Source organism: Arthrobacter sp. Ld5 (genome assembly GCF_051172775.1).
Taxonomy (GTDB): Bacteria; Actinomycetota; Actinomycetes; order Actinomycetales; family Micrococcaceae; genus Arthrobacter_D.
The window spans coordinates 187,527-210,599 of record NZ_JBPKBO010000014.1; the positions used below are offsets into that span (position 1 = coordinate 187,527).

The 23,073-nt window shown below is 70.9% G+C and carries 24 protein-coding genes and 1 tRNA gene; 9 read left to right on the forward strand and 16 right to left on the reverse strand.

Features of this window, described 5'->3' with window-relative positions:
* Positions 1-173: 173 nt before the first annotated feature.
* The 3 genes from crtI to ACSGDB_RS05230 are packed head-to-tail and all read right to left on the reverse strand — an operon-like array spanning position 174 to position 3,760.
* Positions 174-1,796: a phytoene desaturase family protein gene (gene crtI, locus ACSGDB_RS05220; protein ID WP_434993374.1), complete on the reverse strand. Its 1,623-nt coding sequence runs from the start codon at positions 1,794-1,796 to the stop codon at positions 174-176.
* Positions 1,793-2,692: a phytoene/squalene synthase family protein gene (locus ACSGDB_RS05225; protein WP_434993375.1), complete on the reverse strand. Its 900-nt coding sequence runs from the start codon at positions 2,690-2,692 to the stop codon at positions 1,793-1,795. Before ACSGDB_RS05225 ends, crtI begins: the two co-directional genes overlap by 4 nt.
* Positions 2,693-3,760 carry a polyprenyl synthetase family protein gene (locus ACSGDB_RS05230; RefSeq protein WP_434993376.1) on the reverse strand — a complete coding sequence of 356 codons (1,068 nt, stop codon included), beginning with the start codon at positions 3,758-3,760 and terminating at the stop codon, positions 2,693-2,695.
* 121 nt (positions 3,761-3,881) lie between these two features.
* Here ACSGDB_RS05230 and idi point away from each other — a divergent pair, with 121 nt between their 5' ends.
* Together idi and ACSGDB_RS05240 are read left to right on the forward strand one after the other, a co-directional pair.
* On the forward strand, positions 3,882-4,478 hold the full coding sequence (idi, locus tag ACSGDB_RS05235; protein WP_434993377.1) for an isopentenyl-diphosphate Delta-isomerase: 597 nt from the start codon (positions 3,882-3,884) through the stop codon (positions 4,476-4,478).
* 73 nt (positions 4,479-4,551) lie between these two features.
* The gene (locus ACSGDB_RS05240) at positions 4,552-5,751 is read left to right on the forward strand and encodes an acetyl-CoA C-acetyltransferase (protein WP_434993378.1); all 1,200 of its coding nucleotides are present in this window, start codon (positions 4,552-4,554) and stop codon (positions 5,749-5,751) included.
* 97 nt (positions 5,752-5,848) lie between these two features.
* On the opposite strand, the gene rplL is transcribed toward ACSGDB_RS05240, so the two are convergent.
* The 7 genes from rplL to ACSGDB_RS05275 all read right to left on the reverse strand — a co-directional run bounded on the left by rplL (position 5,849) and on the right by ACSGDB_RS05275 (position 10,152).
* Positions 5,849-6,226, reverse strand: a complete 378-nt coding sequence (gene rplL / locus ACSGDB_RS05245; RefSeq protein WP_434993380.1) for a 50S ribosomal protein L7/L12 — start codon at positions 6,224-6,226, stop codon at positions 5,849-5,851.
* A 57-nt stretch (positions 6,227-6,283) separates the two neighbouring features.
* Positions 6,284-6,886: a 50S ribosomal protein L10 gene (gene rplJ / locus ACSGDB_RS05250; protein WP_434993381.1), complete on the reverse strand. Its 603-nt coding sequence runs from the start codon at positions 6,884-6,886 to the stop codon at positions 6,284-6,286.
* Positions 6,887-7,279: 393 nt separating this feature from the next.
* Positions 7,280-7,984, reverse strand: a complete 705-nt coding sequence (gene rplA, locus ACSGDB_RS05255) for a 50S ribosomal protein L1 (protein ID WP_434993382.1) — start codon at positions 7,982-7,984, stop codon at positions 7,280-7,282.
* A gap of 146 nt (positions 7,985-8,130) precedes the next feature.
* On the reverse strand, positions 8,131-8,562 hold the full coding sequence (rplK, locus tag ACSGDB_RS05260; protein ID WP_043440576.1) for a 50S ribosomal protein L11: 432 nt from the start codon (positions 8,560-8,562) through the stop codon (positions 8,131-8,133).
* A gap of 120 nt (positions 8,563-8,682) precedes the next feature.
* On the reverse strand, positions 8,683-9,573 hold the full coding sequence (gene nusG, locus ACSGDB_RS05265) for a transcription termination/antitermination protein NusG (RefSeq protein WP_434993383.1): 891 nt from the start codon (positions 9,571-9,573) through the stop codon (positions 8,683-8,685).
* A 95-nt stretch (positions 9,574-9,668) separates the two neighbouring features.
* A complete protein-coding gene (secE, locus tag ACSGDB_RS05270) occupies positions 9,669-9,926 on the reverse strand; it encodes a preprotein translocase subunit SecE (protein ID WP_434993385.1) in 258 nt (85 codons plus the stop codon).
* A 153-nt stretch (positions 9,927-10,079) separates the two neighbouring features.
* Positions 10,080-10,152: transfer RNA gene (locus ACSGDB_RS05275), tRNA-Trp, on the reverse strand.
* A 276-nt stretch (positions 10,153-10,428) separates the two neighbouring features.
* Here ACSGDB_RS05275 and ACSGDB_RS05280 point away from each other — a divergent pair.
* Positions 10,429-11,679 carry a pyridoxal phosphate-dependent aminotransferase gene (locus ACSGDB_RS05280; protein ID WP_434993386.1) on the forward strand — a complete coding sequence of 417 codons (1,251 nt, stop codon included), beginning with the start codon at positions 10,429-10,431 and terminating at the stop codon, positions 11,677-11,679.
* Between the two features lie 36 nt (positions 11,680-11,715).
* Here ACSGDB_RS05280 and ACSGDB_RS05285 read toward each other — a convergent pair whose 3' ends face one another.
* Positions 11,716-12,387 (reverse strand): LuxR C-terminal-related transcriptional regulator, encoded by a 672-nt coding sequence (locus tag ACSGDB_RS05285; protein WP_434993563.1) that lies wholly within the window; start codon positions 12,385-12,387, stop codon positions 11,716-11,718.
* A 199-nt stretch (positions 12,388-12,586) separates the two neighbouring features.
* Positions 12,587-13,825, reverse strand: a complete 1,239-nt coding sequence (locus tag ACSGDB_RS05290) for an ATP-binding protein (RefSeq protein ID WP_434993388.1) — start codon at positions 13,823-13,825, stop codon at positions 12,587-12,589.
* A gap of 124 nt (positions 13,826-13,949) precedes the next feature.
* Here ACSGDB_RS05290 and ACSGDB_RS05295 point away from each other — a divergent pair, with 124 nt between their 5' ends.
* From ACSGDB_RS05295 to ACSGDB_RS05310, 4 genes are all read left to right on the forward strand, one after another.
* Positions 13,950-15,659 (forward strand): PspC domain-containing protein, encoded by a 1,710-nt coding sequence (locus tag ACSGDB_RS05295; RefSeq protein WP_434993390.1) that lies wholly within the window; start codon positions 13,950-13,952, stop codon positions 15,657-15,659.
* The gene (locus ACSGDB_RS05300) at positions 15,656-15,913 is read left to right on the forward strand and encodes a hypothetical protein (RefSeq protein ID WP_434993391.1); all 258 of its coding nucleotides are present in this window, start codon (positions 15,656-15,658) and stop codon (positions 15,911-15,913) included. Before ACSGDB_RS05295 ends, ACSGDB_RS05300 begins: the two co-directional genes overlap by 4 nt.
* Before the next feature lie 47 nt (positions 15,914-15,960).
* Positions 15,961-16,203 carry a PspC domain-containing protein gene (locus ACSGDB_RS05305; RefSeq protein WP_434993393.1) on the forward strand — a complete coding sequence of 81 codons (243 nt, stop codon included), beginning with the start codon at positions 15,961-15,963 and terminating at the stop codon, positions 16,201-16,203.
* 102 nt (positions 16,204-16,305) lie between these two features.
* Complete coding sequence (locus tag ACSGDB_RS05310; protein WP_434993394.1) at positions 16,306-17,118, forward strand: carotenoid biosynthesis protein; 813 nt, start codon at positions 16,306-16,308, stop codon at positions 17,116-17,118.
* Positions 17,119-17,204: 86 nt separating this feature from the next.
* Here ACSGDB_RS05310 and ACSGDB_RS05315 read toward each other — a convergent pair whose 3' ends face one another.
* The gene (locus ACSGDB_RS05315) at positions 17,205-18,632 is read right to left on the reverse strand and encodes a phytoene desaturase family protein (protein WP_434993396.1); all 1,428 of its coding nucleotides are present in this window, start codon (positions 18,630-18,632) and stop codon (positions 17,205-17,207) included.
* Positions 18,629-19,495 carry a UbiA family prenyltransferase gene (locus tag ACSGDB_RS05320; protein WP_434993397.1) on the reverse strand — a complete coding sequence of 289 codons (867 nt, stop codon included), beginning with the start codon at positions 19,493-19,495 and terminating at the stop codon, positions 18,629-18,631. The genes ACSGDB_RS05315 and ACSGDB_RS05320 overlap by 4 nt, the downstream gene beginning before the upstream one ends.
* 220 nt (positions 19,496-19,715) lie before the next feature.
* On the opposite strand from ACSGDB_RS05320, the gene ACSGDB_RS05325 reads away from it, so the two are divergent.
* The gene (locus tag ACSGDB_RS05325; RefSeq protein ID WP_434993398.1) at positions 19,716-20,741 is read left to right on the forward strand and encodes a 6-phosphofructokinase; all 1,026 of its coding nucleotides are present in this window, start codon (positions 19,716-19,718) and stop codon (positions 20,739-20,741) included.
* A gap of 4 nt (positions 20,742-20,745) precedes the next feature.
* Positions 20,746-21,456: a GNAT family N-acetyltransferase gene (locus ACSGDB_RS05330; RefSeq protein WP_434993400.1), complete on the forward strand. Its 711-nt coding sequence runs from the start codon at positions 20,746-20,748 to the stop codon at positions 21,454-21,456.
* 83 nt (positions 21,457-21,539) lie between these two features.
* Here the strand turns inward: ACSGDB_RS05330 and ACSGDB_RS05335 are convergent, their stop codons facing one another.
* Both ACSGDB_RS05335 and ACSGDB_RS05340 read right to left on the reverse strand, forming a co-directional pair.
* On the reverse strand, positions 21,540-21,959 hold the full coding sequence (locus ACSGDB_RS05335) for an ankyrin repeat domain-containing protein (RefSeq protein ID WP_434993401.1): 420 nt from the start codon (positions 21,957-21,959) through the stop codon (positions 21,540-21,542).
* Positions 21,956-23,047 carry a YgfZ/GcvT domain-containing protein gene (locus ACSGDB_RS05340; protein ID WP_434993402.1) on the reverse strand — a complete coding sequence of 364 codons (1,092 nt, stop codon included), beginning with the start codon at positions 23,045-23,047 and terminating at the stop codon, positions 21,956-21,958. The genes ACSGDB_RS05335 and ACSGDB_RS05340 overlap by 4 nt, the downstream gene beginning before the upstream one ends.
* Positions 23,048-23,073: the final 26 nt, after the last annotated feature.

Here is a 23,073-nt window from a genome sequence, read left to right on the forward strand (position 1 = left end):
CCGCTATATGAAGGCTGAGGTTAGAGGGAAGACGCAAAGACCTACCTTACGGCACGGACAGCACAAAGTCCAATAGCCCCTCTGCCCCGTATCCGTCAAGCTCACCCGCCGTCGAGCCCACCGGGTCCGCCCCCGGGAAGTCGGGGCGACGGCGTCCGGCCCGCGCCGTCCGGTCAGCCCACGGCGGGCTCCGCCAGGGGGCCCGTGCTCACGTCCCCGCGCAGGCGCTTGACGATCAGTTCGGCGCTGATCAGGCACATCGGGATGCCGATGCCCGGCACGGTGGAGCTGCCTGCGTAGAACAGGTTCCGAACCTTCGCGCTGCGGTTCGAGCCGCGGAAGAAGGCACTCTGCTTCAGGATGTGCGCCGGCCCGAGGGACGTCCCCCGCCAGGCGTTGAGGTCCTCGGCGAAGTCCTGCGGACCGTAGCTGCGACGGACGACGATGCGCTCCGCGAGATCGGGGATGCCCGCCCACTCGGAGATCTGGCCGATGACGGCGTCGGCGAGGTCCTCCACACGCGGGTCTCCCGCGCGCTCCAGCCCGCCCTTGCCGATCCCCACGTCCGCCGGGATGGGCACGAGCACGAACACGTTCTCGTGGCCCTCGGGCGCCACGGAGTCGTCCGTCGCGCTGGGACGGCAGACGTAGAGCGACGCCGGCGAGGGGACCGAGGTCTCCTTGCCGAAGATCCGCCCGAAGTTGTCCCGCCAGTCGGTGCTGAACAGCAGCGTGTGGTGTTCCAGCTGCGGGAGGGTGCCGCGCACGCCCAGGTAGAGGAGCAGCGCGCTCGGCCCGGGGACGCGCTTCTGCCAGTACTTCTCGGGGTAGGTCCGGAGCTCCGCCGGCAGGAGGGTCGTCTCGGTGTGGTGCAGGTCCGCTGCGGAGACGACGATGTCCGCGGCGATCGACGCCGTCGTCCCGGCGGTGCGGTACGTGACCGCCCGCACCGTCGCGGCCTGACGGTCCAGCGGCGACCGGCCGGGCGTACGCGGGTCCGTGTCGATCGCGACGACGTCGGCCCCGGTGCGGATCTCGACGCCCGCGGCCTCCGCGACGCGGCGCATCGCCCCGATGAGGGTCGTGAAGCCGCCCATCGGGTACAGCACGCCGTCGTCGAGGTCCAGGTGGCTCATCAGGTGGTACATGCTCGGCGCCTCGAAGGGCGAGCTGCCGAGGAAGACGGCCGGGTACCCGAGGATCTGCTGGATGCGGGGATCCTTGAACCGCTTCTCGACGAACGACTGCAGCGGCTGCGCGAGGAGTGCACCGATGCGGGGCAGGCGCTTCAGGACGTCGGGCCGGAGGAACGGGAGGAAGGACTGGAACGTCGAGTAGAGGAAGCGCTTCTTCGCCATCTCGTAGGCGTCCTCGGCGGAGTCGAGGTACGTCGAGAGCTGCTCACCGGCCCCTGCCTCCAGCGACTCGAAGAGCTTGGTGACGGCTTCGCGGTCGGCGGGGACGTCCACGGTGTCGAGGCCCTGCTCGAAGATGACGCGGTACCCGGGATCGAGTTTCACCAGCTCGAGCTGCTCGGCGGCGCTCGTCCCCATCAGCCTGAAGAAATGGTCGATCACCTCGGGCATCAGGTACCAGGACGGGCCCGTGTCGAAGCGGAACCCGTCCTGCTCCCAGGAGCCGGCGCGGCCGCCGACCGCGTCCCGCTTCTCCAGCAGGGTGACGCGGTGGCCCTCCCGGGCCAGCAGGGCCGACGTCGCCAGTCCGCCGATCCCGCCGCCGATCACGACGACGTCCTTCGCCCCCACGCGTGCGCTCCTGCCCTGCTGTGCGGTCATGCCGTCCTCTCCTGCGCGGCAGGTTCCGGCACCGCGCGACCGGTGAAGGCTTTCGCCATGATGCGGAGCTTCACCGGGTTGGGCACCCGGATCCGCGCCTGGAGGAGCTCGTCGGCGGGTGTGCGCCGGAGGCGTGCCGCGAGGTCCGTGAACAGGCCCTGCGCGAGGGCGACGGCGCGGCGCGGCGTCGGGGGCAACCCCGGGAGTGCGGCAGCCGAGATCCTCAGGTCCTCGTCGATGTCGTCCAGGAGCCGGTTCTTGTCGGCCTCGGTGAAGTTGCCGGGCCGGACGCCGGGGAAGTAGCTGCGGCCCAAGGTGGTGAAGTCCTCGGCGAGGTCACGCAGGAAGTTGATCTTCTGGAAGGCCGCACCCAGGTGCCGTGCGCCGTCCACGAGTACGGCGTCCTCCTCGGGCGGAACGGCCCGGCCGACGAGGAACGCCTTCAGGCACATCAGCCCCACGACCTCCGCCGAGCCGTACACGTACAGGTCGAAGGACTCCTGGGTGTGTTCGTGCCGGGTGATGTCGGCGCGCATGGAGGCGAAGAAGGGCCGGGTGAGCTCGACGCCGATCCCGGTGCTCCGCGCCGTGACCGCGAACGCGTGGACCACGAGGTTGGCGCTGTAACCGGTGGCCATCGCCGTCTCCGTGTCCCGCTCGAGGTCGTCGAGCAGGCGCTCCACGTCCGCGTCGGGGAGGCCCGCCCCGGCCGCGGCGCCGTCGACGATCTCGTCCGCCACCCGCACGAGGGCGTACACGGCCTCGATGGAGCTGCGCGTGGTGCGGTCGAGGATCCGCGAGGCGAGGCCGAAGGACGTCGAGTAGCAGCGGATGACCTCGGCGGAGGTCTTCAGCGCGGCATCGGTGTAGCGCGCGAGCGAAGCGTCGACACCCACTCAGCGCACCCTGTCCACGACGGCCGTCACCACGGGTTCGAGCGCGGCCCGCAGTGCGGAGGGCACCGCGTCCGAGTCGAGGTGCGCGCGGGCACGCGAGGCGTACTGGGCGGCGAGATCCGCGGAGTAGTCCTTCGCCCCGCTGTCGACGAGGACGCGCCGGACGACGTCGGCGTCGGACGCCGACATGCCGGGGCTGCCGACGAGCGAGGAGATGCTCTCCCACTCGGGGCGGGCGGACACGTAGGACAGCAGCGCCGTGCGCTTGCCCTCCCGCAGGTCCCCCCAGTTGGTCTTCCCCGTGCGTGTCTCGCTGCCGAAGACGCCGAGCAGGTCGTCGGCGATCTGGTACGCGATCCCGGCGTCGCGCCCGAAGTCCCCGAGCCGTTCGACCACGTCGTCCTCGGCGCCCGCGAGGACCGCGCCCGCCTGGAGCGGTCCCTCGAAGGAGTACACCGACGTCTTGAGGCGCGCCATCTGGACGATGTCGTCGAGTGGGGGCATGACGGCGCTGAGGGAGGTCTCGACGTCGAGGAACTCCCCCGCCGCGGACGCGAACACCGCTTCGTCGAGGATGTCGCCCAGCCGGCGGCGCGTGGCGGGCGCGGCGGCGACCCGCTCGAGCAGGCGGTATGCGTTGGACAGGGCGAGGTCGCCGGCGATGACGCCCGCGGAGAGCCCGACGTGGCGCGCACCGTCCGGGGACAGGCCGGCGGCCTCGGCCACGCTGCGGTAGCGTCCGGACACGTTCGGGATACCCCGGCGCACGAAGTCGCGGTCGATGACGTCGTCGTGCACGATCAGTGCCGTGTGGAGGAGCTCGAACGCCGCCCCGAGTTCGGCCGCGTTGTCGAGGTCGCTGCCCCCGAGCATCTGGTAGGCGGACATCACCAGGCGGGGCCGGAAGCGCTTGCCGCCCGTGGTGCAGCGCTCCAGGGTCTCCCACAGGGCGTGGTACCCGGGACCGATCTTCGCGGCGCGGTTCTTGGACTCCTCGAAGAACCGCCCCAGCGCGTCCTCGACCTGCTCCAGCCCGGCGGGCTCGACCAGCAGAGTGTCCATGTCCATAGGTAAAGTAAACAACGGAAAGTGCGCCGTTGACGACACGGAGGCGGATGACGGCGCCCCGGGCCCACGGCGACGCCGGGCCCCGCGGGGCGCGCCGACAACCAGCGAAAAGAGAGCCACCATGGCGAGCGAGACAGGAACCATCCAGGACGGCGCGGCAGGCGAGGCGCACGGGGACGCCGAACTCGTCGTGCTGCTGGCGGAGGACGGCACGCCGCTCGGGACGCAGGCGAAGGCGACCGTCCACACGCTCGACACGCCGCTCCACCTGGCCTTCTCGACCCACGTGTTCGACCGCGAGGGTCGAATCCTCGTGACGCGGCGCGCGCTCGGCAAGAAGGCCTGGCCCGGCGTGTGGACCAACTCCTTCTGCGGGCATCCCGCGCCCGGCGAGGGCTTCGAGGACGCCGTCCACCGACGGGCCGCCCAGGAGCTCGGCTTCACCGTCACGGACGTCCGTGCGGCACTGCCCGACTTCCGCTACCGGGCCGTGGACGCCGGGGGGATCGTCGAGAACGAGATCTGCCCCGTCTACACCGCCGTCGCCGACAGCGCGGTCGCTCCGCTGCCCGAGGAGGTCATGGACTTCCAGTGGGTTGAGCCCGCCGGTCTGGTGCACGCCGTGACGGCGACTCCCTGGGCGTTCAGCCCCTGGCTCACCCTCCAGCTCCCGCTGCTCTACCCGCAGGGTGCGGACGGCCCGGGGCCGCGCGCCTGAAGCGGTCGGGGGCGGCAGGGCCAGGGCCTAATCTGGTAGCGGCACCATTTCAACGACGAAAGAGAGTCTCGCCATGGCGACACCCACGCCAACCCCCGACGACGTCGTGCTCGTCGGCGGAGCCCGCACACCCCTCGGGCGCCTCAACGGGCAGCTCGCATCCTTCACCGCCGTGGACCTCGGCGCCCGTGCCATCGCCGGTGCGCTGGAGCGGGCCGGGGTCGACCCCTCCGCCGTGGACGCCGTGATCATGGGCCACGTGGTCCAGGCCGGATGCGGACAGAACCCCGCACGCCAGTCGGCCGTCAAGGCCGGCATCCCCTGGAACGTCCCGGCCGTCACCCTCAACAAGGTGTGCCTCTCGGGCCTCACCGCCGTGATCGACGCCGCCCGGCTGATCCGCAGCGGCGAGGCGCGCGTCGTCGTCGCCGGCGGGCAGGAGTCCATGACGCGTGGTCCGCACCTGCTCCCCGGGTCCCGCCAGGGGTGGACCTACGGGTCCCTCCAGGCCCTCGACTCCGTGGCGCACGACGGGCTGACCGATGCGTTCGACGACGAGTCCATGGGAGCCTCGACCGAGCGTGGGAACGTGCGGCTCGAGATCGACCGCACGGCCCAGGACGGCGTGGCCGCGGCATCCCATCAGCGGGCCGCTGCCGCGACGGACAGCGGGGTCCTCGCGGAGGAGATCGTCCCGGTGACGGTCCGGCAGCGCAGGGGCGACGACGTCGTCCTCACCTCCGACGAGGGCATCCGCCCCACGACGACCGTGGAGTCCCTCGCGAAGCTCCGGCCGGCGTTCAACCCGGACGGCGCGATCACGGCGGGCAACTCCTCCCCGCTGTCCGACGGCGCCGCCGCGCTCGTCGTCACCACCCGAGCGTATGCCGAGGAGCACGGACTCCCGGTGCTCGCCGTCGTCGGCCGCCCCGGCCAGGTCGCGGGACCGGACAACACGCTCCACTCGCAGCCCGCGGCCGCCATCCGGCAGGCCCTCGACCGCGCCGGCTGGTCCGCGGCGGACCTGGACTTCATCGAGATCAACGAGGCCTTCGGGTCGGTCGCCGTGCAGTCGCTCAAGGACCTCGACTACCCGCTCGAGCAGTGCAACATCCATGGCGGGGCCATCGCCCTCGGGCATCCCATCGGCGCATCGGGGGCCCGGCTGGCCCTGCACGCGGCCATGGAGCTCGCCCGTCGTGGGACGGGACGAACCGCCGTCAGCCTCTGCGGCGGCGGCGGCCAGGGCGAGGCCCTGCTCCTCTGGCGCTGAGCTTCCCCGGCCCTCCAGGGCGAACGAGAAGAGCCCCGCTTCCTGCGAAGCGGGGCTCTTTCGTGGTGCAGCAGGCCGGCGTGGGCCGGCCGGGATGTTACTTGAGGGTAACGGTGGCGCCGGCGGCCTCGAGGGCCTCCTTGGCCTTCTCTGCTGCTTCCTTCGTGGCGCCTTCGAGGACGGCCTTGGGCGCGCTGTCGACGACGTCCTTGGCTTCCTTCAGGCCCAGCGAGGTGAGCGCGCGGACTTCCTTGATCACTGCGATCTTCTTGTCGCCGGCGGACTCGAGGACGACGTCGAACGCAGTCTGCTCCTCGGCCTCGGCCTCGGCGCCGCCACCGGCGGGGCCAGCGACCGCAACGGCTGCAGCGGTGACATCGAAGGTCTCCTCGAACAGCTTCACGAAGTCCGAGAGTTCGATGATGGACAGTTCCTTGAAAGCTTCGATGAGCTCTTCGTTGGTGAGCTTCGCCATGGGAGGCGTCCTTCCTTTAGTGGTGCAGTGCACCTTCAGTGTGTGGGCGAAGGGAAACTAGTTCGCTTCGGGTGCTGCGGCTTCCTCGACGGGAGCCTCCGCGGGAGCTTCTGCGGGGGCAGCGGCTTCCTCGGTTGCAGCAGGAGCGTCGGCATCGGCTGCGGGTGCAGCGTCGCTTCCCTCCTCGAGCTTGACGCGCAGGGCGTCGACGGTGCGTGCCAGAGCGGACATCGGTGCCTTGAGGACACCTGCCACCCGGGCGAGCTGGAGTTCACGGGACTCGAGGGCCGCCAGGGCGATGACCTCGGAGGCGTTCAGAGCCTTGCCCTCGAAGATTCCGGTCTTGATGACGAGCTTCGGGTTGGCTTTCGCGAAATCCGTGAGGCTCTTGGCTGCAGCGACGGCGTCACCCTTGATGAAGGCGATCGCGGTGGGTCCGGAGAGCTGGCCGTCGAACGCGTCGATGCCCGCCTCCTTCGCCGCGATGCCGGTCAGGGTGTTCTTGACGACGGAGAACTTGTTGTCGGTGCCGAGTGCACGACGCAGGTCCTTCAGCTGAGCAACGGTGAGCCCGCGGTATTCGGTCAGGACAGCGGCGGTGGAATCCTTGAAATCGGTGGTGATCTCATCCACTGCAGAAACCTTTGTTGGCGTTGCCATAACCCTCCTTCCGGGGGAATATGCGCCGGCTTTCCAGCTCCCATAAAAAACGCCCCGCGCAGATGCACGGGGCTTTGCTCGACACGGACCAGGTCCGTGGAGAGGAGCTTCGTTCACCTGCGTAGGCCGTCCCTTGCGGGAACTTTCGAATCCTGATCCTTCTTCCTCGCCGCATACGCGCGGTGGGGAAGCGGAGGTGGATCGACCGACGGTCTTTGGTCCTTCAAGACTACGTGACGTCGGGAACCTCTCCAAATCGACTGGCGGAACCACCTCCCGCGAGTTCGTCGCGTGGCCGAAGCAGGGGGCCCGAGGGTCGGCTCCTCGTCAGCACGCCCCGGACACGAAGAAGCCCCGCGGCCGACGCCGCGGGGCTTCTTCAGGGAGCGACACCTAGACGGTGAAGACCTTGGTGACGCTCGGGTCGACCGAGATGCCCGGACCGAAGGTGGTCGAGACTGTCGCCTTCTGGATGTAGCGGCCCTTCGATGCGGAGGGCTTCAGGCGGAGGATCTCCTCGAGCGCCGCGGCGTAGTTCTCGCCCAGCTTCTGCTCGTCGAAGGACACCTTGCCGATGATGAAGTGCAGGTTCGAGTGCTTGTCGACGCGGAAGTCGATCTTGCCACCCTTGATGTCGGTGACGGCCTTCGCGACGTCGGCGGTGACCGTACCGGTCTTCGGGTTCGGCATCAGGTTGCGGGGGCCGAGGATCTTCCCGAGGCGTCCCACCTTGCCCATGAGGTCAGGGGTGGCAACGGCCGCGTCGAAGTCGGTCCAGCCGCCAGAGACCTTCTCGATCATGTCGTCGGAGCCGACGAAGTCGGCGCCGGCCGCAATGGCAGCCTCGGCCTTCTCGCCGGTCGCGAAGACCAGGACGCGGGCGGTCTTGCCGGTGCCGTGCGGGAGGTTCACGGTGCCGCGGACCATCTGGTCCGCCTTGCGGGGGTCCACTCCGAGACGGAAGGACACCTCCACCGTGGCGTCGAACGTCGAAGGGTTGGTGTCCTTCGCCAGGGCTACCGCTTCGAGGGGGGCGTACTGCTTGTCCGCCTCGATCTTCGCGGCAGCTCCCTTGTATGCTTTGCTGCGCTGTGCCATCTGCTTGTTCTCCTTATGCAGTCGTGGTCTGCGGACCGCGCTCGGCCCTGCCACTCACGACGACGTCCGCGGGAGCGTCGTCGTCGTGCCGTGAAAATGGTGGTGTGCCCTGTCCGACGACGCCGGACCGGGCGGGGGTGGGTCGGTCAGCCCTCGACCGTGATGCCCATGGAGCGGGCGGTGCCGGCGATGATCTTCGCGGCTGCCTGGACGTCGTTGGCGTTGAGGTCTTCCATCTTCATGGTGGCGATCTCCTCGACCTGGGCGTTGGTCAGCTTGGCGACCTTGACCGTGTGGGGTGTGCCCGAGCCCTTGGCGACGCCGGCTGCCTTCTTGATCAGCTCGGCTGCCGGCGGGGTCTTCGTGACGAAGGTGAACGAGCGGTCCTCGTACACCGTGATCTCCACGGGGATGACGTTGCCGCGCTGGGATTCCGTGGCGGCGTTGTATGCCTTGCAGAATTCCATGATGTTGACACCGTGCTGGCCAAGCGCGGGACCGATGGGAGGAGCCGGGTTGGCGGCGCCTGCATTGATCTGCAGCTTGATGAGGCCGGTGACCTTTTTCTTGGGGGCCATGAAAGGGTCCTTCTCTTGCATTGCGTTCCCGCGGGACAGGAGCGTCCTGCGGGGTGGTGGCCGTCATGGCGTGACGGCCTGACGGTGCTCCCGGCCAAGCACGCCGGGGGCACCGAAGCTTTACTGGATCTTGGTGACCTGGTTGTAGGAGAGCGTGACCGGGGTCTCGCGCTCGAAGATCGACACGAGAACGACCAGCTGCTGCGACTCGTGCTTGATCTCGGAGATCGTCGCCGGGAGCGTCTCGAAGGGGCCCTCGTTGACGGTGACGGATTCCCCGACCTCGAAGTTGACCGTCGCCGGGGTGAACTGCGGCTGGACGGGCTTCCCGGACACCGCATCGGTGTGGACGATGGTGTGCTCGAGCATCGAGAAGACCTCGGAGAGGCTCAGCGGGACCGGGTTGTGGGCGTTGCCCACGAAGCCGGTGACGCCCGGAGTGTGGCGCACGGCGCCCCACGACTCGTCGGTCAGTTCCATGCGGACCAGTACGTAGCCCGGGATGCGCACGCGGTTCACGATCTTCCGCGTGGTGTTCTTGATCTCGACGACCTCTTCCATCGGGACCTGGATCTCGAAGATGTAATCTTCCATGTCCAGCGTCTGGATGCGGGTCTCGAGGTTCGCCTTCACGCGGTTCTCGTAGCCGGCGTAGGAGTGGATGACGAACCAGTCGCCCTCCTGGCGGCGGAGCTTCGCCTTGAAGGCGGCCACGGGGTCTTCGGCGGGAGCTTCCTCGGCAACCTCGTCGGTCGGCTCCGAGCCGTCCGCGTCGGTCTGCTCGGAGGCGTCCGCGCCATCTGTGTCGACATCGGTATCGGCGTCGGAGGCGGCGGCCTCGTCGACGGCGTCGACGGCCGTGGCCTCGATGTCGGAGTCGGTGGAGCCGTCGACCGCGTCGGAGCCGTCAGCAGGCACGTCGGTGGAGTCCACCTCCGCCTCCGTCCCGTACTCCTCGTTCTCCAGACCATCTTCGGGAGTGATCTGCTGTTCGAGTTCTTGCTCGGACACCTAGCCGCCTGCTTTCTGACATTCTTCGAAGGTTGTTCTGCTTTCCTGCACCCGCTCCGACTGCGGTGCGCCGTCGGGGGTTCCCCGGGACAGCGTCAGCTGCCGCCGAACACCCACAGCGCGCCGGCGCCGAACAGGAGGTCCAGTCCCGTCACGATGAGCATCATGATGATCACGAAGACGAGGACGGTGATGGTGAATCGGACCAGTTCCCGGCGGGTCGGCGTGACGACCTTCCCGAGCTCCGCGAAGACCTGGCGGATGAACAGCATGATGCGTCCGAAGAACCCGCGCCGGGGAGCCTCTTTCTCGGATGGGCTTCCCTTGGAGCTGCTCGCAGCCGTATCGGTCACCGTCAACCTCATCAATCTGTGTGGTGGTCCAACCGGACCACCAATGGCGCGCCCAGCTGATCATGTTTACCGTCGGGCGGAACCGATGCCTGCGGCGGGACTTCGTGATCTGTTTCTGCCGTGCCTTCGCCGTCTATCCGCGAAGGCCACGCGCAGGGCAGACAGGACTCGAACCTGCAACCTGCGGTTTTGGAGACCGCTGCGCTACCAATTGCGCCACTACCCTTTGGTCTTGAACAGGTACTGCTCCACTCCGGACGGCCCGGGAGGGCACGAACCATCATGGTGTTTCAACACCGAGGAACAAGTCTACGCACTCACCGCCGGAACGTCGAACCGGTGACCTGAGCGGGACTGCCGGGCCCCGCCCGCACGGACACGCGGCCGGGTCGTGCGCGGGCCCGGCGGGGCATCGTGGACGGACCCGGCGGCGCATCCCCGTGCTCGTCGTCGGGCCCGGACACGGGCCAGCGCCTAAGCTTGGACGAGACACTTGCCCCTCATGGAACGGGACCCGATGAACGCGATGACCGACGATTCCACCCGCGCAGCACTCCCCCGGGTCTCCCGGCGGATCGGCTCGATCGCGGAGTCCGCGACACTGGCCGTGGACGCCAAGGCGAAGGCTCTGAAGGCGGCCGGACGACCCGTCATCGGTTTCGGTGCGGGCGAGCCGGACTTCCCCACGCCGGACTACATCGTCGAGGCCGCGATCGAGGCGGCGCGCCAGCCGCGGTTCCACCGCTACTCCCCCGCCGGCGGCCTGCCAGAACTCAAGCAGGCCATCGCCGCCAAGACCCTGCGTGACTCCGGCTACGGCGTCGACCCCTCCCAGGTGCTGGTGACGAACGGCGGCAAGCAGGCCGTGTACGAATCCTTCGCCGCGCTCCTCGATCCCGGGGACGAGGTGCTCGTTCCCAGCCCGTTCTGGACCACCTATCCGGAGGCCATCCGCCTGGCCGGCGGGGTACCGGTCGAGGTGTTCGCCGGACCGGAGCAGGGCTACCTGGTGACGGTGGACCAGCTGGCCGCCGCCCTGACCCCGCGCACCAAGGTGCTCCTCTTCGTCTCGCCGTCCAACCCCACCGGGGCGGTCTACGGCCCGGACGCCGTGCGGGAGATCGGCGAGTGGGCTGCGGCGCGCGGCCTGTGGGTGGTCACCGACGAGATCTACGAGCACCTGACGTACGACGACGTCCGGTTCACCTCGATCGCGACGGCGGCCCCGGCCCTCGGCGACAAGGTGGTGGTCCTCAACGGCGTCGCGAAGACGTACGCCATGACGGGGTGGCGCGTGGGCTGGATGATCGGCCCCAACGATCTCGTGAAGGCCGCCACCAACCTGCAGTCCCATGCGACGTCGAACGTCTCCAACGTGTCGCAGATGGCCGCCCTCGCGGCCGTCGCGGGTCCACTGACGGCGGTCGAGGAGATGAAGGTGGCGTTCGACCGGCGCCGCCGCGCCATGGTCTCGGGGCTCAACGCGATCGAGGGCGTCGAATGCCCCACCCCCCACGGGGCCTTCTACGCCTATGCGGATGTCCGCGCCCTGCTCGGCAGGAACATCGACGGCGCCACCCCCGCGACGTCGGCCGAACTCGCCGCGCTGATCCTCGAGAAGGTGGAGGTGGCCGTCGTGCCCGGGGAGGCCTTCGGTCCCAGCGGCTTCCTGCGGCTGTCCTACGCCCTGGGCGACGAGGACCTCGCGACCGGCGTACGCCGGCTGCAGGAGTTCCTGGGCTCGGTCCGCTGACGGGGCCTCCGCCCGGGCACGCGGAGGGCGGGCAGGTCAGAGCAGCCTGCGCTCCGTGGCCCAGCGCGTGAGTTCATACCGGGAGGACAGCTGCAGTTTCCGCAGGACCGCGGACACATGCGTCTCGACGGTCTTGACGGAGATGAACAGCTCCTTCGCCGTCTCCTTGTAGCTGTAGCCGCGGGCGATCAGGCGCATGACTTCCAGTTCACGGGCGGAGAGGCGATCGAGCTCGTCGTCGACGGCCACCGACGCCGTCCCGAACGCATCGAGGACGAACCCGGCGAGTCGCGGCGAGAACACGGCGTCGCCCGAGGCGATGCGCTGCACGGCGTCCGTGATTTCCGGACCGGAGACGGTCTTGGTGACGTATCCGCGGGCGCCCGCGCGGATGACGGCGACGACGTCCTCCGCGGAGTCGGACACGCTCAGGGCCAGGAAGCGGGACGGGACGCCGAGCCGGGAGCACCGGTGGATGACCTCCGCGCCTCCCCCGCCGCGACCGCCGGGCAGATGCACGTCGAGGAGGACGACGTCGGGCCGCGCCGCGTCGATCACCGCTTCCGCCTCCTCGACCGTCGCCGCCTCGCCGAGGACGTGGATCACGGGCCCGAGCGCCCCGCGGAGCCCGGCGCGGAAGATCCCGTGATCGTCGACGATCACGACGGAGACCGTCCCCGGCGCGGACGCCTCCGCCGCTTCATCCATCCTGTCCATGCCGCTCCCCTCCGGCCGTCGGCCGTCCGTCGTCTTCCCGTCCTGCGCTGACGCCGACCGTGCCGGCGGCCCGGATGCCGGCCGGCGCGCAGGCCCCGACCCGTGGCTGCGGCATCATGCCGGGATCCCTGTGGCGCCCCGTCGCTGCGGCATCATGCCGGAATCCCTGTGGCGCCCCGTGGCTGAGGCATCATGCCGGGATCCCGGTGGCGCGGGGCAGGCGGAGCCTCACCTCGGTGCCGTCGGCGTCGCTGCGGAGCTCCGCCGTCCCGCCGTGGCGCTGCATCCTGCTGCGGATCGACTCCCGGATGCCCAGGCGGTCGGCAGGGACCGCCGCCGGGTCGAAGCCCGGGCCGCGGTCCCGCACGAAGACCTCCACGCTCTCCGGCCCGGCCTCGAGGTACACCGACACGGCAACCCCGGCGTGCTTCGCCGCGTTCAGCATGGCTTCCCGTGCCGCCTGGGCGAGGGCGTCCTCAGCGGGCCCCAGGGAGGCGTCGCCCACGGCGACGACCCCGACCGGATGCCCGTAGAGGTCCTCGATCTCTCCGGCCATGCTCCGGAGCCGCTCGGCGAGGCTGACGGGGTCCCGTCCGGGATCGGCGAACAGCCACTGGCGCAGCTCCCGCTCCTGGGCGCGGGCCAGCCGCAGCACATCCGTCTCCGAGTCCGCCCGGTTCTGGATGAGCGCCAGGGTCTGCAGCACCGAGTCGTGGAGGTGGGCGGCGATCTCGGCGCGCTCGGTCTCCCGCACGCGGGCCGCCTGCTCGCTCTCCAGATCCCGCCAGAACTTGAGCCCCCAGGGGGCGAGGACCAGTCCCACACCCGCGAGGACCGCCAGGACCGCGACGAGAGTGGCCATCGTCAAGGTCCACGACCCGCTGCTGGAGAGCGCGACGAGGACCCCGGCGATGACGAGGACGATGCCCGCGAAGAGGCGCAGGGCACCGCCCGCCCGTTCGGCGCCGGCCCGGTCCATCATCCGCGCGCGGCGCACGTCGTCGAGCTGCGACCAGGCGAGGGCAGCGCCCGTCGCGACGACCGCGATCGGGACGAGGAGGCCCCAGTCGACCGGGACGCCGAGCAGCTGCACCACGAGGACGGCCGCGGCGACCAGCAGGGCGGTCCCGAACAGGATCTCCCGCCGCCCGGCGCCTTCCGTGCGGTCGCGCCGGACGTCCGTGACGAGCGGGTCCTCGTGCATGAAGGCCGCAGGGCCCCCTCGACGGCCCACCGCAGCGGCCCGGTCCGACGCCGTCGGGACGAAGATCCAGAGCCAGGCGTACAGGAAGACGCCCGCGCCGGAGGCCAGGGTCAGTACCACCATGCCGACGCGCACCCAGGACCGGGGGATCCCCAGATGAGTCGCGAGGCCCGCGCAGACGCCGGCGATGACGCCGTCGGACGTGCGGAGCAGCGGGGGTCTCATGCCCTCATCAAAGCACGCTGCGCGCCGCTCCGGGACGGTCCCGGAGCAGATTCAGGGCGCACTCAGGGTTCGATCAGGGTAGGCCCCGATGTGCCCGTCCCTGCCTGGGCGGAAGGATGGGGACATGACTTCGGAACCACCACCAGGCGGGCCGTCCTGGCAGCAAGAACCGGCCGCATCGCATCCCGCGGGACCTCCCGCCTCCTCGCCGTTCTTCCGCTGGGTGCGGGGACTCGGCATCACCCGGGCCCCCGACCGCTGGGTCGGCGGGGTCGCAGGCGGCGTGGCCCGCCGCACGGGCATGGACATCGCCCTCGTCCGTGGGCTGATCGTGATCCTCGCGGTCTTCGGCGGCATCGGTGTGCTGCTGTACGGGCTCGCCTGGGCGCTGCTTCCCGAACCGGACGGGCGCATCCACCTGGAGCAGGCCGGCCGGGGCTCCTGGACCTCCGGCCTGACCGGGGCCGCGGCGTTCGTGGCGATCGGCTTCTGGCGCCCGAACCTGCCGTTCCTCGGTGGTGACGGCACGGGCGCGCTGCTGTGGACCCTGTTCTGGATCGGCGCCGTCGTCCTGTTCGTCTACTGGATCATCAACCGGTCGGCCGGAGGACAGGCTCGCCGGGACGTCCACGGCGGCCCGGGTGGCGGGCCCAGCGACGTCACCGGCGGGCCGGACCGGTCTGTGCCGCCGTCCGGTCCGGCGAAGGACCCGGGATCCCCGGCTCGTCCGGGCCCTGACGGACCACCCCCGACGACCCCGCACGGCGAGGCGCCCACGGCAGGACCGGCGGCGGGCCCGGGTGGGCGCACGCCCGACGACGGCTCCCCCCATGAAGGGCCGACCGGCGTCACTGACGGAGGACCGGTTGCCGGAGGACCAGACGGCACCCCCGACGGTGATACCGACGGCGCTCCCGGATCGGCCCAGGACGATGCCGTGCACCGCACCGTCCCCCTGCCGTACCAGCCCCGCCCCTACTCCGTCACGGAGCCATGGACCCAGCACACGCACCCGACCGGGCCGCTGCCCTACGACCCCGGCTCGTCGTCCTGGTCCGGGTCCACCTTTCCGGTGACCTACCCGGGCCCCGTCGCCGGTCCCCCACCGGCCACCCGGTACCGGCCGCCGCGGCCTTCCGGGCCGGTGACGGCCGTCCTGGTCGGTGGGGCCGTCGTCGTCGCGGCGACCGTTCTCGCGCTGGACTACCTCGGCGCGCCGGATCTCGTCGAGCCGGTCGTCGTCGCCCTCGCGGCGGCAGCGGTCGTCCTCGCCCTCGGCATCATCGGGCTCGGCGTGCGGGGACGCACGTCGGGGATGGTCGGAGTCGCGGCGGCCTTCGCGGTCGTCGGCGCCCTCATGGCCTCGTTCTCGATCGGCGGCGCCACCTGGATCGTCGCGCAGGACGAGAGACTCACCCCGGTGTCGCTGCAGTCCGCAGCCGGCGGCTACAGCGCCCTGGCGGCACAGGCCACCATCGATCTCACCGGCCTGCCGCCGCTGTCCAGTGACGTCGTGGTACCCGTCAACTCGCTCGCCAGCGACGTGACCGTCGTGGTGCCCGACGACGTACCGGTCGAGTTCCGCACCCGGATGGCGCTCGGCAACGCCGGGCCGCGCGGAACCCTGGAGGGCTCCGACGGCTCCCCCATGTCCCCCCGGAGCGAGGGCGGCCTCCTGCTGCTGCGGAACGGGACGCTGAACCCCGACGCCACCGGATCCGCGATCATCCTCGACCTGCGTGGCGCGATGAGCGACGTCAGCGTCGTCACCGACTCCGAGGACGCTTCCCTTCCCTCGAACAGCAGTCCCATCCCGACCGGAGACACACCATGAGCACCACACCGAACCGGACGAAACACCGCACCCGCCTCGTGACCGTCGTCTGGGGGTCGGTGATCCTCGCGATCGCGACGCTCCTCCTCGTCGGCCAGGTCGTGGAACTGTCCATCGACCCCGTGATCGTGGCGTTGGGCCTGCTCGTGGGCGTCGGGCTGGCACTGGTGGCGGGCGGCATCCTGTCCCTGCGGTCCAGGCCAGTCCCGGACCAGCGGGACGACCGCGACGAGGGCCCCCTGTCCGGATACTGAAGGCCACCGGATACTTGTTCGACCACCCGAGAACCGAAAGGCACACCATGCAGTCCCTCTACCGTTTCCTCCGCTCCTCACCGATCAAGCGCGCCCCAGGAGGCCTCCTCGGTGGGATCGCCGCGGGCATCGCGCTCCAGTACGGGTGGCGCGTCACCTACGTCCGGATCGCGATCCTGCTGAGCTTCCTGCTCCCCTTCATCGGGCTCCCTCTCTACCTCGTCCTCTGGCTCCTGCTCCCGACGACGGAAGGCTCCATCGCCCTCGAGAAGCTGCTGGCCGGCGGTTAGGACCGGGCGCACGGAGGGGGCAGGAGGGCCCGCTCCCAGCAAGGGGCACCTGCCGCCGGGCGGGTGCCCCTTCCTGCTGCGTGACCTGCAAGGATGGAAGACGTGTCGAAGACTCCCGCTCCCCGTCGATTCCCGCGCCTGCTCATCGCGTCCTGCGCCTTCCTGTTCGTCTCCGGCTACTTCGTGGTGCGGTTCCCCGACGTGGAGGGCGCGAGCTATGCCTCCTACGGCTTCAACCTCCTGATCGCCCTGCCCGCGTTCATCGCGCTCGTGCGCCAGCTCGGGGCCGCGCGGGGCGCCGCCGCCCTCCTGGCCGTGTCCGTCTTCGGGTACCTCATCGAGGGCTTCGGCGTCGCCACCGGCATGCCGTACGGCGAGTTCTACTACGGCGAACCGCTCGGCCCCACGATCCTCGGCCTCGTCCCCTACCTGCTGCCCCTCTCCTACGTGCCGCTGGTCATCGGGGCGGTCGCCGCCGTGTCGGGCGGCGGGACGGCCCTGCGCAGGATCGTGCTCGGCGGGCTCCTGCTCGTGGTCATCGACGGCGTCCTCGATCCCGGCGCGGTGTCCCTCGGCTTCTGGATCTGGCCCGGTGGTGGCCCCTACTACGGGGTCCCGCTCTCGAACTACGGCGGCTGGCTCATCTCCGGGCTCGTCGCGTCCGCGCTGGTGACCTGGATCGGCGGGCGGCGCCTGACCGACATCCCGCTCCGTCCGGGCCTGCTGGACAGCCTGCTCGTCTCGATGTTCCTGTGGCTCGGCGTCTGCGTCTTCTCGGGACTCGGGTTCCCGGCGGTGCTCGCCGTCGCCCTGATCGTCCTCCTGGTGCGACGGCGGCTGCAGCTCACCCGGGTCGCGGTGGCGGCCACGGAGCCCGCGGGCAGCGCGCCGGTGGACGCCGCACAGCAGGCCTGAGCCGGCCCGGCCCGGCCCGGTTCGGCCCGGCCCGGGCGACGGAACCGGTCAGCGGCTCAGGGGACCAGTGGCTCAGGCTTCAGGGCTCAGACGGTGGATCCCAGGCGTGCCAGCAGCTTCTGGGTGGACATCATCGCGCCTCCGAGGACGGCAGGCAGGCCGCCGCCGGGGTGGACGGACGCACCCACGCGCCACAGCCACGGGCGCAGCGGATCCGAGTAGGGCGGAAGGTGGAACGGTCCGCTCATCCACGCCGGACGTACCGCCCCGTAGAGCGCCCCGCCGGCGGAGCCGCGCTCGCCGAAGTAGCCCGGGTCGAGGATCTCGTGGCTGCCGAAATAGTCCTCGAGGGGTTCGGGCAGTCCGAGGACGCGCGTCGTCCGGTCCAGCTCACGCCGCACGAACGGGTCCTCGAGCGAGTACGTCCTGCCGTTGGCGGGCGCCGTGAGCAGCAGCGCGAGCGTCGCGGACCGGTTGGGGTAGACGCCGTGCGCCGGATAGTAGTTCGCGAACGCCATCGTCTGGTCGGGCTCCTGCCCGGCCTCGAGGCTCCGGTAGAGCGCCGCCGGGTCGTCGGGCATGACCACGCCGTGGCGGGCCGTCCCCTCGGGTAGCGGCCGGTCCAGGACGGCATAGATCCCGACGGCGGAGCAGGTGAGCTTCCGCGGCGTGCGGGCGGCACGGCCCCCGAGGAGCCCGGCCAGGCGGTGCGCGTCGAGGCCGCTCACGACGGCGTCGGCCGGGTAGCTGCCTGCGGTCGTGGTGACGCGCCGTCGTCCGATGCCCTGCGCGGGCTCGCCCGTGCGGATCTCGACGCCGGCGTCCTCCGCGACGCGCTGCAGCGCCAGGACGAGTTCGTAGACACCGCCCTCCGGGATCCAGACGCCGTCCTGGGCCATGATGGCGGGCATGCTGGCGTAGAGGGCAGGCGTCCGGGTAGGGCTGACGCCGGCATTGAGCGTGTGGATCGCGATGACCTCGCGCAGCCCCTCGGGCAGCCACGGCAGGCTGTCGAGGTAGCTCCGCGTGGTCAGCCTGCGCCCGTACAGCGCGCCGAGCCTGGCCAGCGCGGGGTAGGAGGACTTCTCGAGCGGACCCGTGGTCAGCAGTCGCGACACGTCCTCCCCGAGGATGCCGTGTTCGGCCGCGAAGCGCGTCCAGGCCGGGTGCCACGGATGCCCCTCGGGGACGGGCAGGGCGCACGCCTCGCCGCGGTAGTAGTAGGTCCCGACCTCCGGCAGCCGCTCGAGGCGCAGACCGGCGATGTCAGCGGCGGGCGTGGCGCCGGCCGGGGCGACGGCGTCGAGGAGCCGCAGGAGCTCCTGCCACACGCTCGGGAAGGTGACGAGCGACGGACCCGTGTCCATGCGCTGCCCCGAGACCTCCACGCGGCGGCTCTTGCCCCCCACGTGGTCCGAGGCCTCCACCAGGGTCACGCTGTGACTCGCCCGTCCGAGGAGGGCGGCGGCTGTCAGGCCGCCGATCCCGCCGCCGACGACGACGACCCGGCTCATCGGTACAGTCCCAGCGTCAGGGCGACGACGAGCTGGACGCCCGCGACGGTTCCGGCGACGTAGGGGAAGGCGATCGAGTACCGGTACAGCCGGTGGCCCGTCTCGGGCCGGGGATCCCGGTACAGGCCCAGCAGCAGCCAGCCCGCGATCAGGAGGTTCACGACGGCGACCGGGATGTTGACCAGGGCGAAGCACACCGTCGACACCGCCCACCAGGCGCCGCTCCAGGCGACGACGCCGCGGGGCCCCAGGCGCACGGCCGTGGTCTGGATGCCCACCCCGCGGTCCTCGTCGATGTCCTGGACGGCGTCGTAGGTGTGCTTGGCCGCGCTCCAGGCCATGAGACCGAGGGCTGCGGCCCAGACGGGGGTGTCCCCGAGGGCGTAGGGGACGAAGACGAGCGGGAACGCGTAGGCCGCGTTGCTGAGGGAGTCGAGGTACGGCCGGGCCTTGAAGCGCAGCGGCGGCGCCGAGTAGAAGACGAACACGAGGGCGTACAGCGCGATCCAGGCGAGGGCCGCCGGCGGGAGGGTGGTGGCGAACCACGCGAGGAACGGAACGTTCGTGGCGAGCACGGCGATCCAGATGGCGCGGACCTCCGAGGCCCTGATCCTGGCACCCTCGAGCGATCCCTTCCTCGGGTTCAGGGCGTCGGTGTCCTGGTCGAAGATGTCGTTCACGCCGTAGATGAGCAGGTTGAACGGCAGCGTCAGCCAGGCGAGGAGGGCGAGCGCCTCCCACTCCCAGAACGTCCCCGCGAGCCACATGCCGACGACGCCGGTGCCGAGGGTGTTGATCCACAGGACCGGACGGGAGATGTGGACCATGCGCAGCGCCGCTGGCGCAAAACCTGCCTGGGGCACTGCGGGTGTCCTCCTCGGACGGACGGGCGAGCGCCGGGGACGCGGGGTCCCGGGCGCTGGATGGTCCCAGCCTACGTGGTCGTCGACCGGCCCGGTGCAGCGAATCGGCCGCTCCCGCCGGTGAAGAAGGCCGGCCGGTGTGTGTCTAGAATCATAGGCGGGCCCGACGGCGTGCTCCTGATGGACAACCACACCCTCCCCGAAGGAAACCCCACGCCATATGAAGATCGGAATCCTCACCAGCGGCGGCGACTGCCCCGGGCTCAACGCGGTCATCCGCGGTGCCGTCCTCAAGGGCATCAAGGTCCACGACCAGGAGTTCGTCGGATTCCGGGACGGCTGGCGCGGCGTCGTCGAGGGCGACGTCATCGATCTCCCCCGGCACGCGGTACGCGGCATCTCCAAGCAGGGCGGCACGATCCTCGGGACCTCCCGCACCAATCCGTTCGAGGGCAACGGCGGCGCGGAGGTCGTCAAGGCGAACATGGAGCGCCTCGGCATCGACGCGATGATCGCGATCGGCGGCGAGGGCACGCTCGCCGCCGCGAAGCGGCTCACGGACCTCGGCCTGAAGATCGTCGGCGTCCCCAAGACGGTCGACAACGACCTCGACGCCACCGACTACACGTTCGGCTTCGACACCGCCGTGCAGATCGCCACCGAGGCCATCGACCGTCTGCGCACCACGGGCGAATCCCACAGCCGCTGCATGATCGCCGAGGTCATGGGCCGCCACGTCGGGTGGATCGCCCTGCACGCCGGCATGGCCTCCGGTGCCCACGCCATCCTGATCCCCGAGCAGCAGACGAGCGTGGAGCAGATCGCCGAGTGGGTGTCCACGGCCAATGCCCGCGGGCGTGCGCCCCTCGTGGTCGTCGCCGAGGGGTTCGTCCCCTCGCACCTGGAGCAGGCGCACTCCGAGCGCGGCCTCGACACCTTCGGCCGTCCGCGGCTCGGCGGGATCGCGGATCAGCTCGCGCCCGAGCTCGAGGCACGCACGGGCATCGAGACCCGCGCCACGATCCTCGGCCACATCCAGCGCGGCGGCGTCCCCAGCTCGTTCGACCGCGTACTCGCCACGCGCCTGGGCATGGCCGCCGTCGACTCCGTGCGCGACGAGCTCTGGGGCACCATGGTGGCCCTCAACGGCACCGAGATCGCCCACGTGGGCTTCGAGGCGGCGCTCGGCAACCTCAAGCGGGTGCCGCAGCACCGCTACGACGAAGCCTCGATCCTCTTCGGCTGATCCGGTGGAACTCGATCCCGGCACCGTCTCGATCATCCAGCTCGCCTGGTCGCGACTGCTCGGGCTCGACGACGACGCCCTCGCGAGCGGCTCCGAGCGCCTCTACGCGGTCGACGACGACGCCCCGGTGCTGACCTTCGTGACCCTCTTCGGCCGCGAGGTGCTCCGGGGGCCTGCCTGGGCGGTGGACGCGGGACGTTCGATGTCCTCGCTGGAGCTGCGCAGCCACTCGACGTTGCTCACGCTCAGCCGGGAGCACGGCGGACGCGCACTCGGCGAGGCGCAGCTGTACTTCTGTGACGACCTGCCGCGCTTCGACGGGCCGCCCGCGGTGGTGTCCGGGGAGGCCTCGCTCGTCCGCGAGCTCGAGCGCCGATGCCCGCCCGACGACGTCGCCGAAGCGGGGCTCTCCACGGTGGAGCACCCGTTCGTGCTGGTCGACGGCGACGACTCGGACGCCGCCACGCCCCTCGCCGGGGCCGGGTACGACATCTGGCAGGGCATCCTCGCCCATGTCGCCGTCATCACCCCTCCAGGGGAGCGACGCAAGGGCTATGCCGGGCGGGTGGCCGCCGTGGCGGTCGAGGAGGCAATGGCGGCCGGGCTCGTACCGCAGTGGCGCGCACGGACGGACAACACGGCCTCCCAGCGCACGGCCCGTCGGGCCGGCTTCGCCTACGCGGGGACGCAGACCTCGGTCCTCCTCGGCACCTGAGCACTGCCGACCCCGAAGGACCGGCGCACGCCGTGCCGATGGGTCCCGCCGACCGGCGGTCCGGAGGCCGACGCGCGCGGGCGTCAGCCGAGCAGCTCTAGGAGCTCGGTCCGCCCGAACATCTCGGCCGCGGCACGGGCGGAAGGCGTGCCCGCGTCGGCGTCGGCCCCTGCTCCGACGAGCAGCCGCACGACGTCCGTGTGCCCCTTGAAGACGGCCCCGGCGAGCGGCGTCTGCCCGCGGTCGTTGACCTGGTCCGCTTCCGCTCCGCGGGCCAGCAGGTCGCGGACGATCGCGGGATGGCCGTTGTACGCGGCCAGCATCAGCAGGCTGTCCCCGGCGGTGTTCGTCAGGCCGAAGGGCACCCCGGCATCGAGGTATCGCACCAGTGTGGCGCTGTCACCCGACCGCGCGGCGTCGAACAGGGAGTGCGCGAGGGCGATGGCAGCGGCCGCGTCGCTCCCGTCCGACGGGCCCTGGACGCCGTCGTTCCCGGCGCTCATCGCGGGGCCTTCAGGAAGCCCGACGCGCGGCCGACGACCTGCCCGGCATCCGGCGCCACGATGACTTCCTGGCCTGCGGCGTAGACCTCGTCCCCGTCCTGCACCAGCAGGTCCGCGGATGCGTCGACGGACCGCTTCAGCACGGCGAGGGCGATCGGCCCCATCTCGTAGTGGTGACCGACGGAGGTCAGTCTGCCCACCGTGCGGCCGTCGCTGAGGACGGGGCTTCCGGGCGCGGGGAGCGTGTGCTGGCTGCCGTCGAGGTGCAGGAAGGCGAGCCGGCGCGGCGGGTGCCCGAGGTTGTGCACGCGGGCGATGGTCTCCTGGCCCTTGTAGCACCCCTTCGCGAGGTGGACGGCGGTGCGCATCAGGTCGAGCTCGTGCGGGATGGTCTTCTCGTCCGTCTCGAACCCGGGCCGCGGACGCCAGGCTGCGATGCGCAGCGCCTCGGCGGCGAGCGAACCGGACAGCGCGAGTCCCGTGGCGGCGACGGCCTCCTCGAGGTCCGCGCGCGGCACGAGGTACTCGAACCAGGGCCGCTCCCGGCCCGGGTGGGCGTTCTCGTCGACGACCGCGTAGGAGTATCCGCCGGGCGCGACGGCGGGCCAGGGGTCCTCCCACACGACGGCGTGGGCGGGCGGTGCGGGCAGGGCCTTCGTCGTTCCGAGTACGGCCCAGTCCTGCGTGGCGTCGGTGACCTCGACGCGGAGCATGAACTTCATGCGGTCCAGCCAGGCGGCCAGCGGTGCCGCCTCTCCCCCCTCGGTGATGAGCCACGTCGTGGCACCGTCGTCGACGACGTGGGCCGCGTACTCGATGCGGCCCTGGACGGTCAGGAGCAGTGTCTCGGAGCTCCGGCCCGGCCGGAGGTCGAGGAGCAGCTGGGAGGAGAGCGTGTTCAGCCAGCTCAGGCGGTCGGGGCCGGAGACGGTGACGACCCCGCGCTGGGACAGGTCGACGACGGCCTCCCCCGCGGCCAGGATGCGCTGCTCGCGGAACGGGTCACCGTAGTGGGATGCGACGCCGGCGTCGGCACCGCCGCCCTCGACGGCGCCGGGTCGGCCCAGGAGTGGGCTTCGTGGGGTCATTGGTACAACGCCTTCCGGGCGGGTCT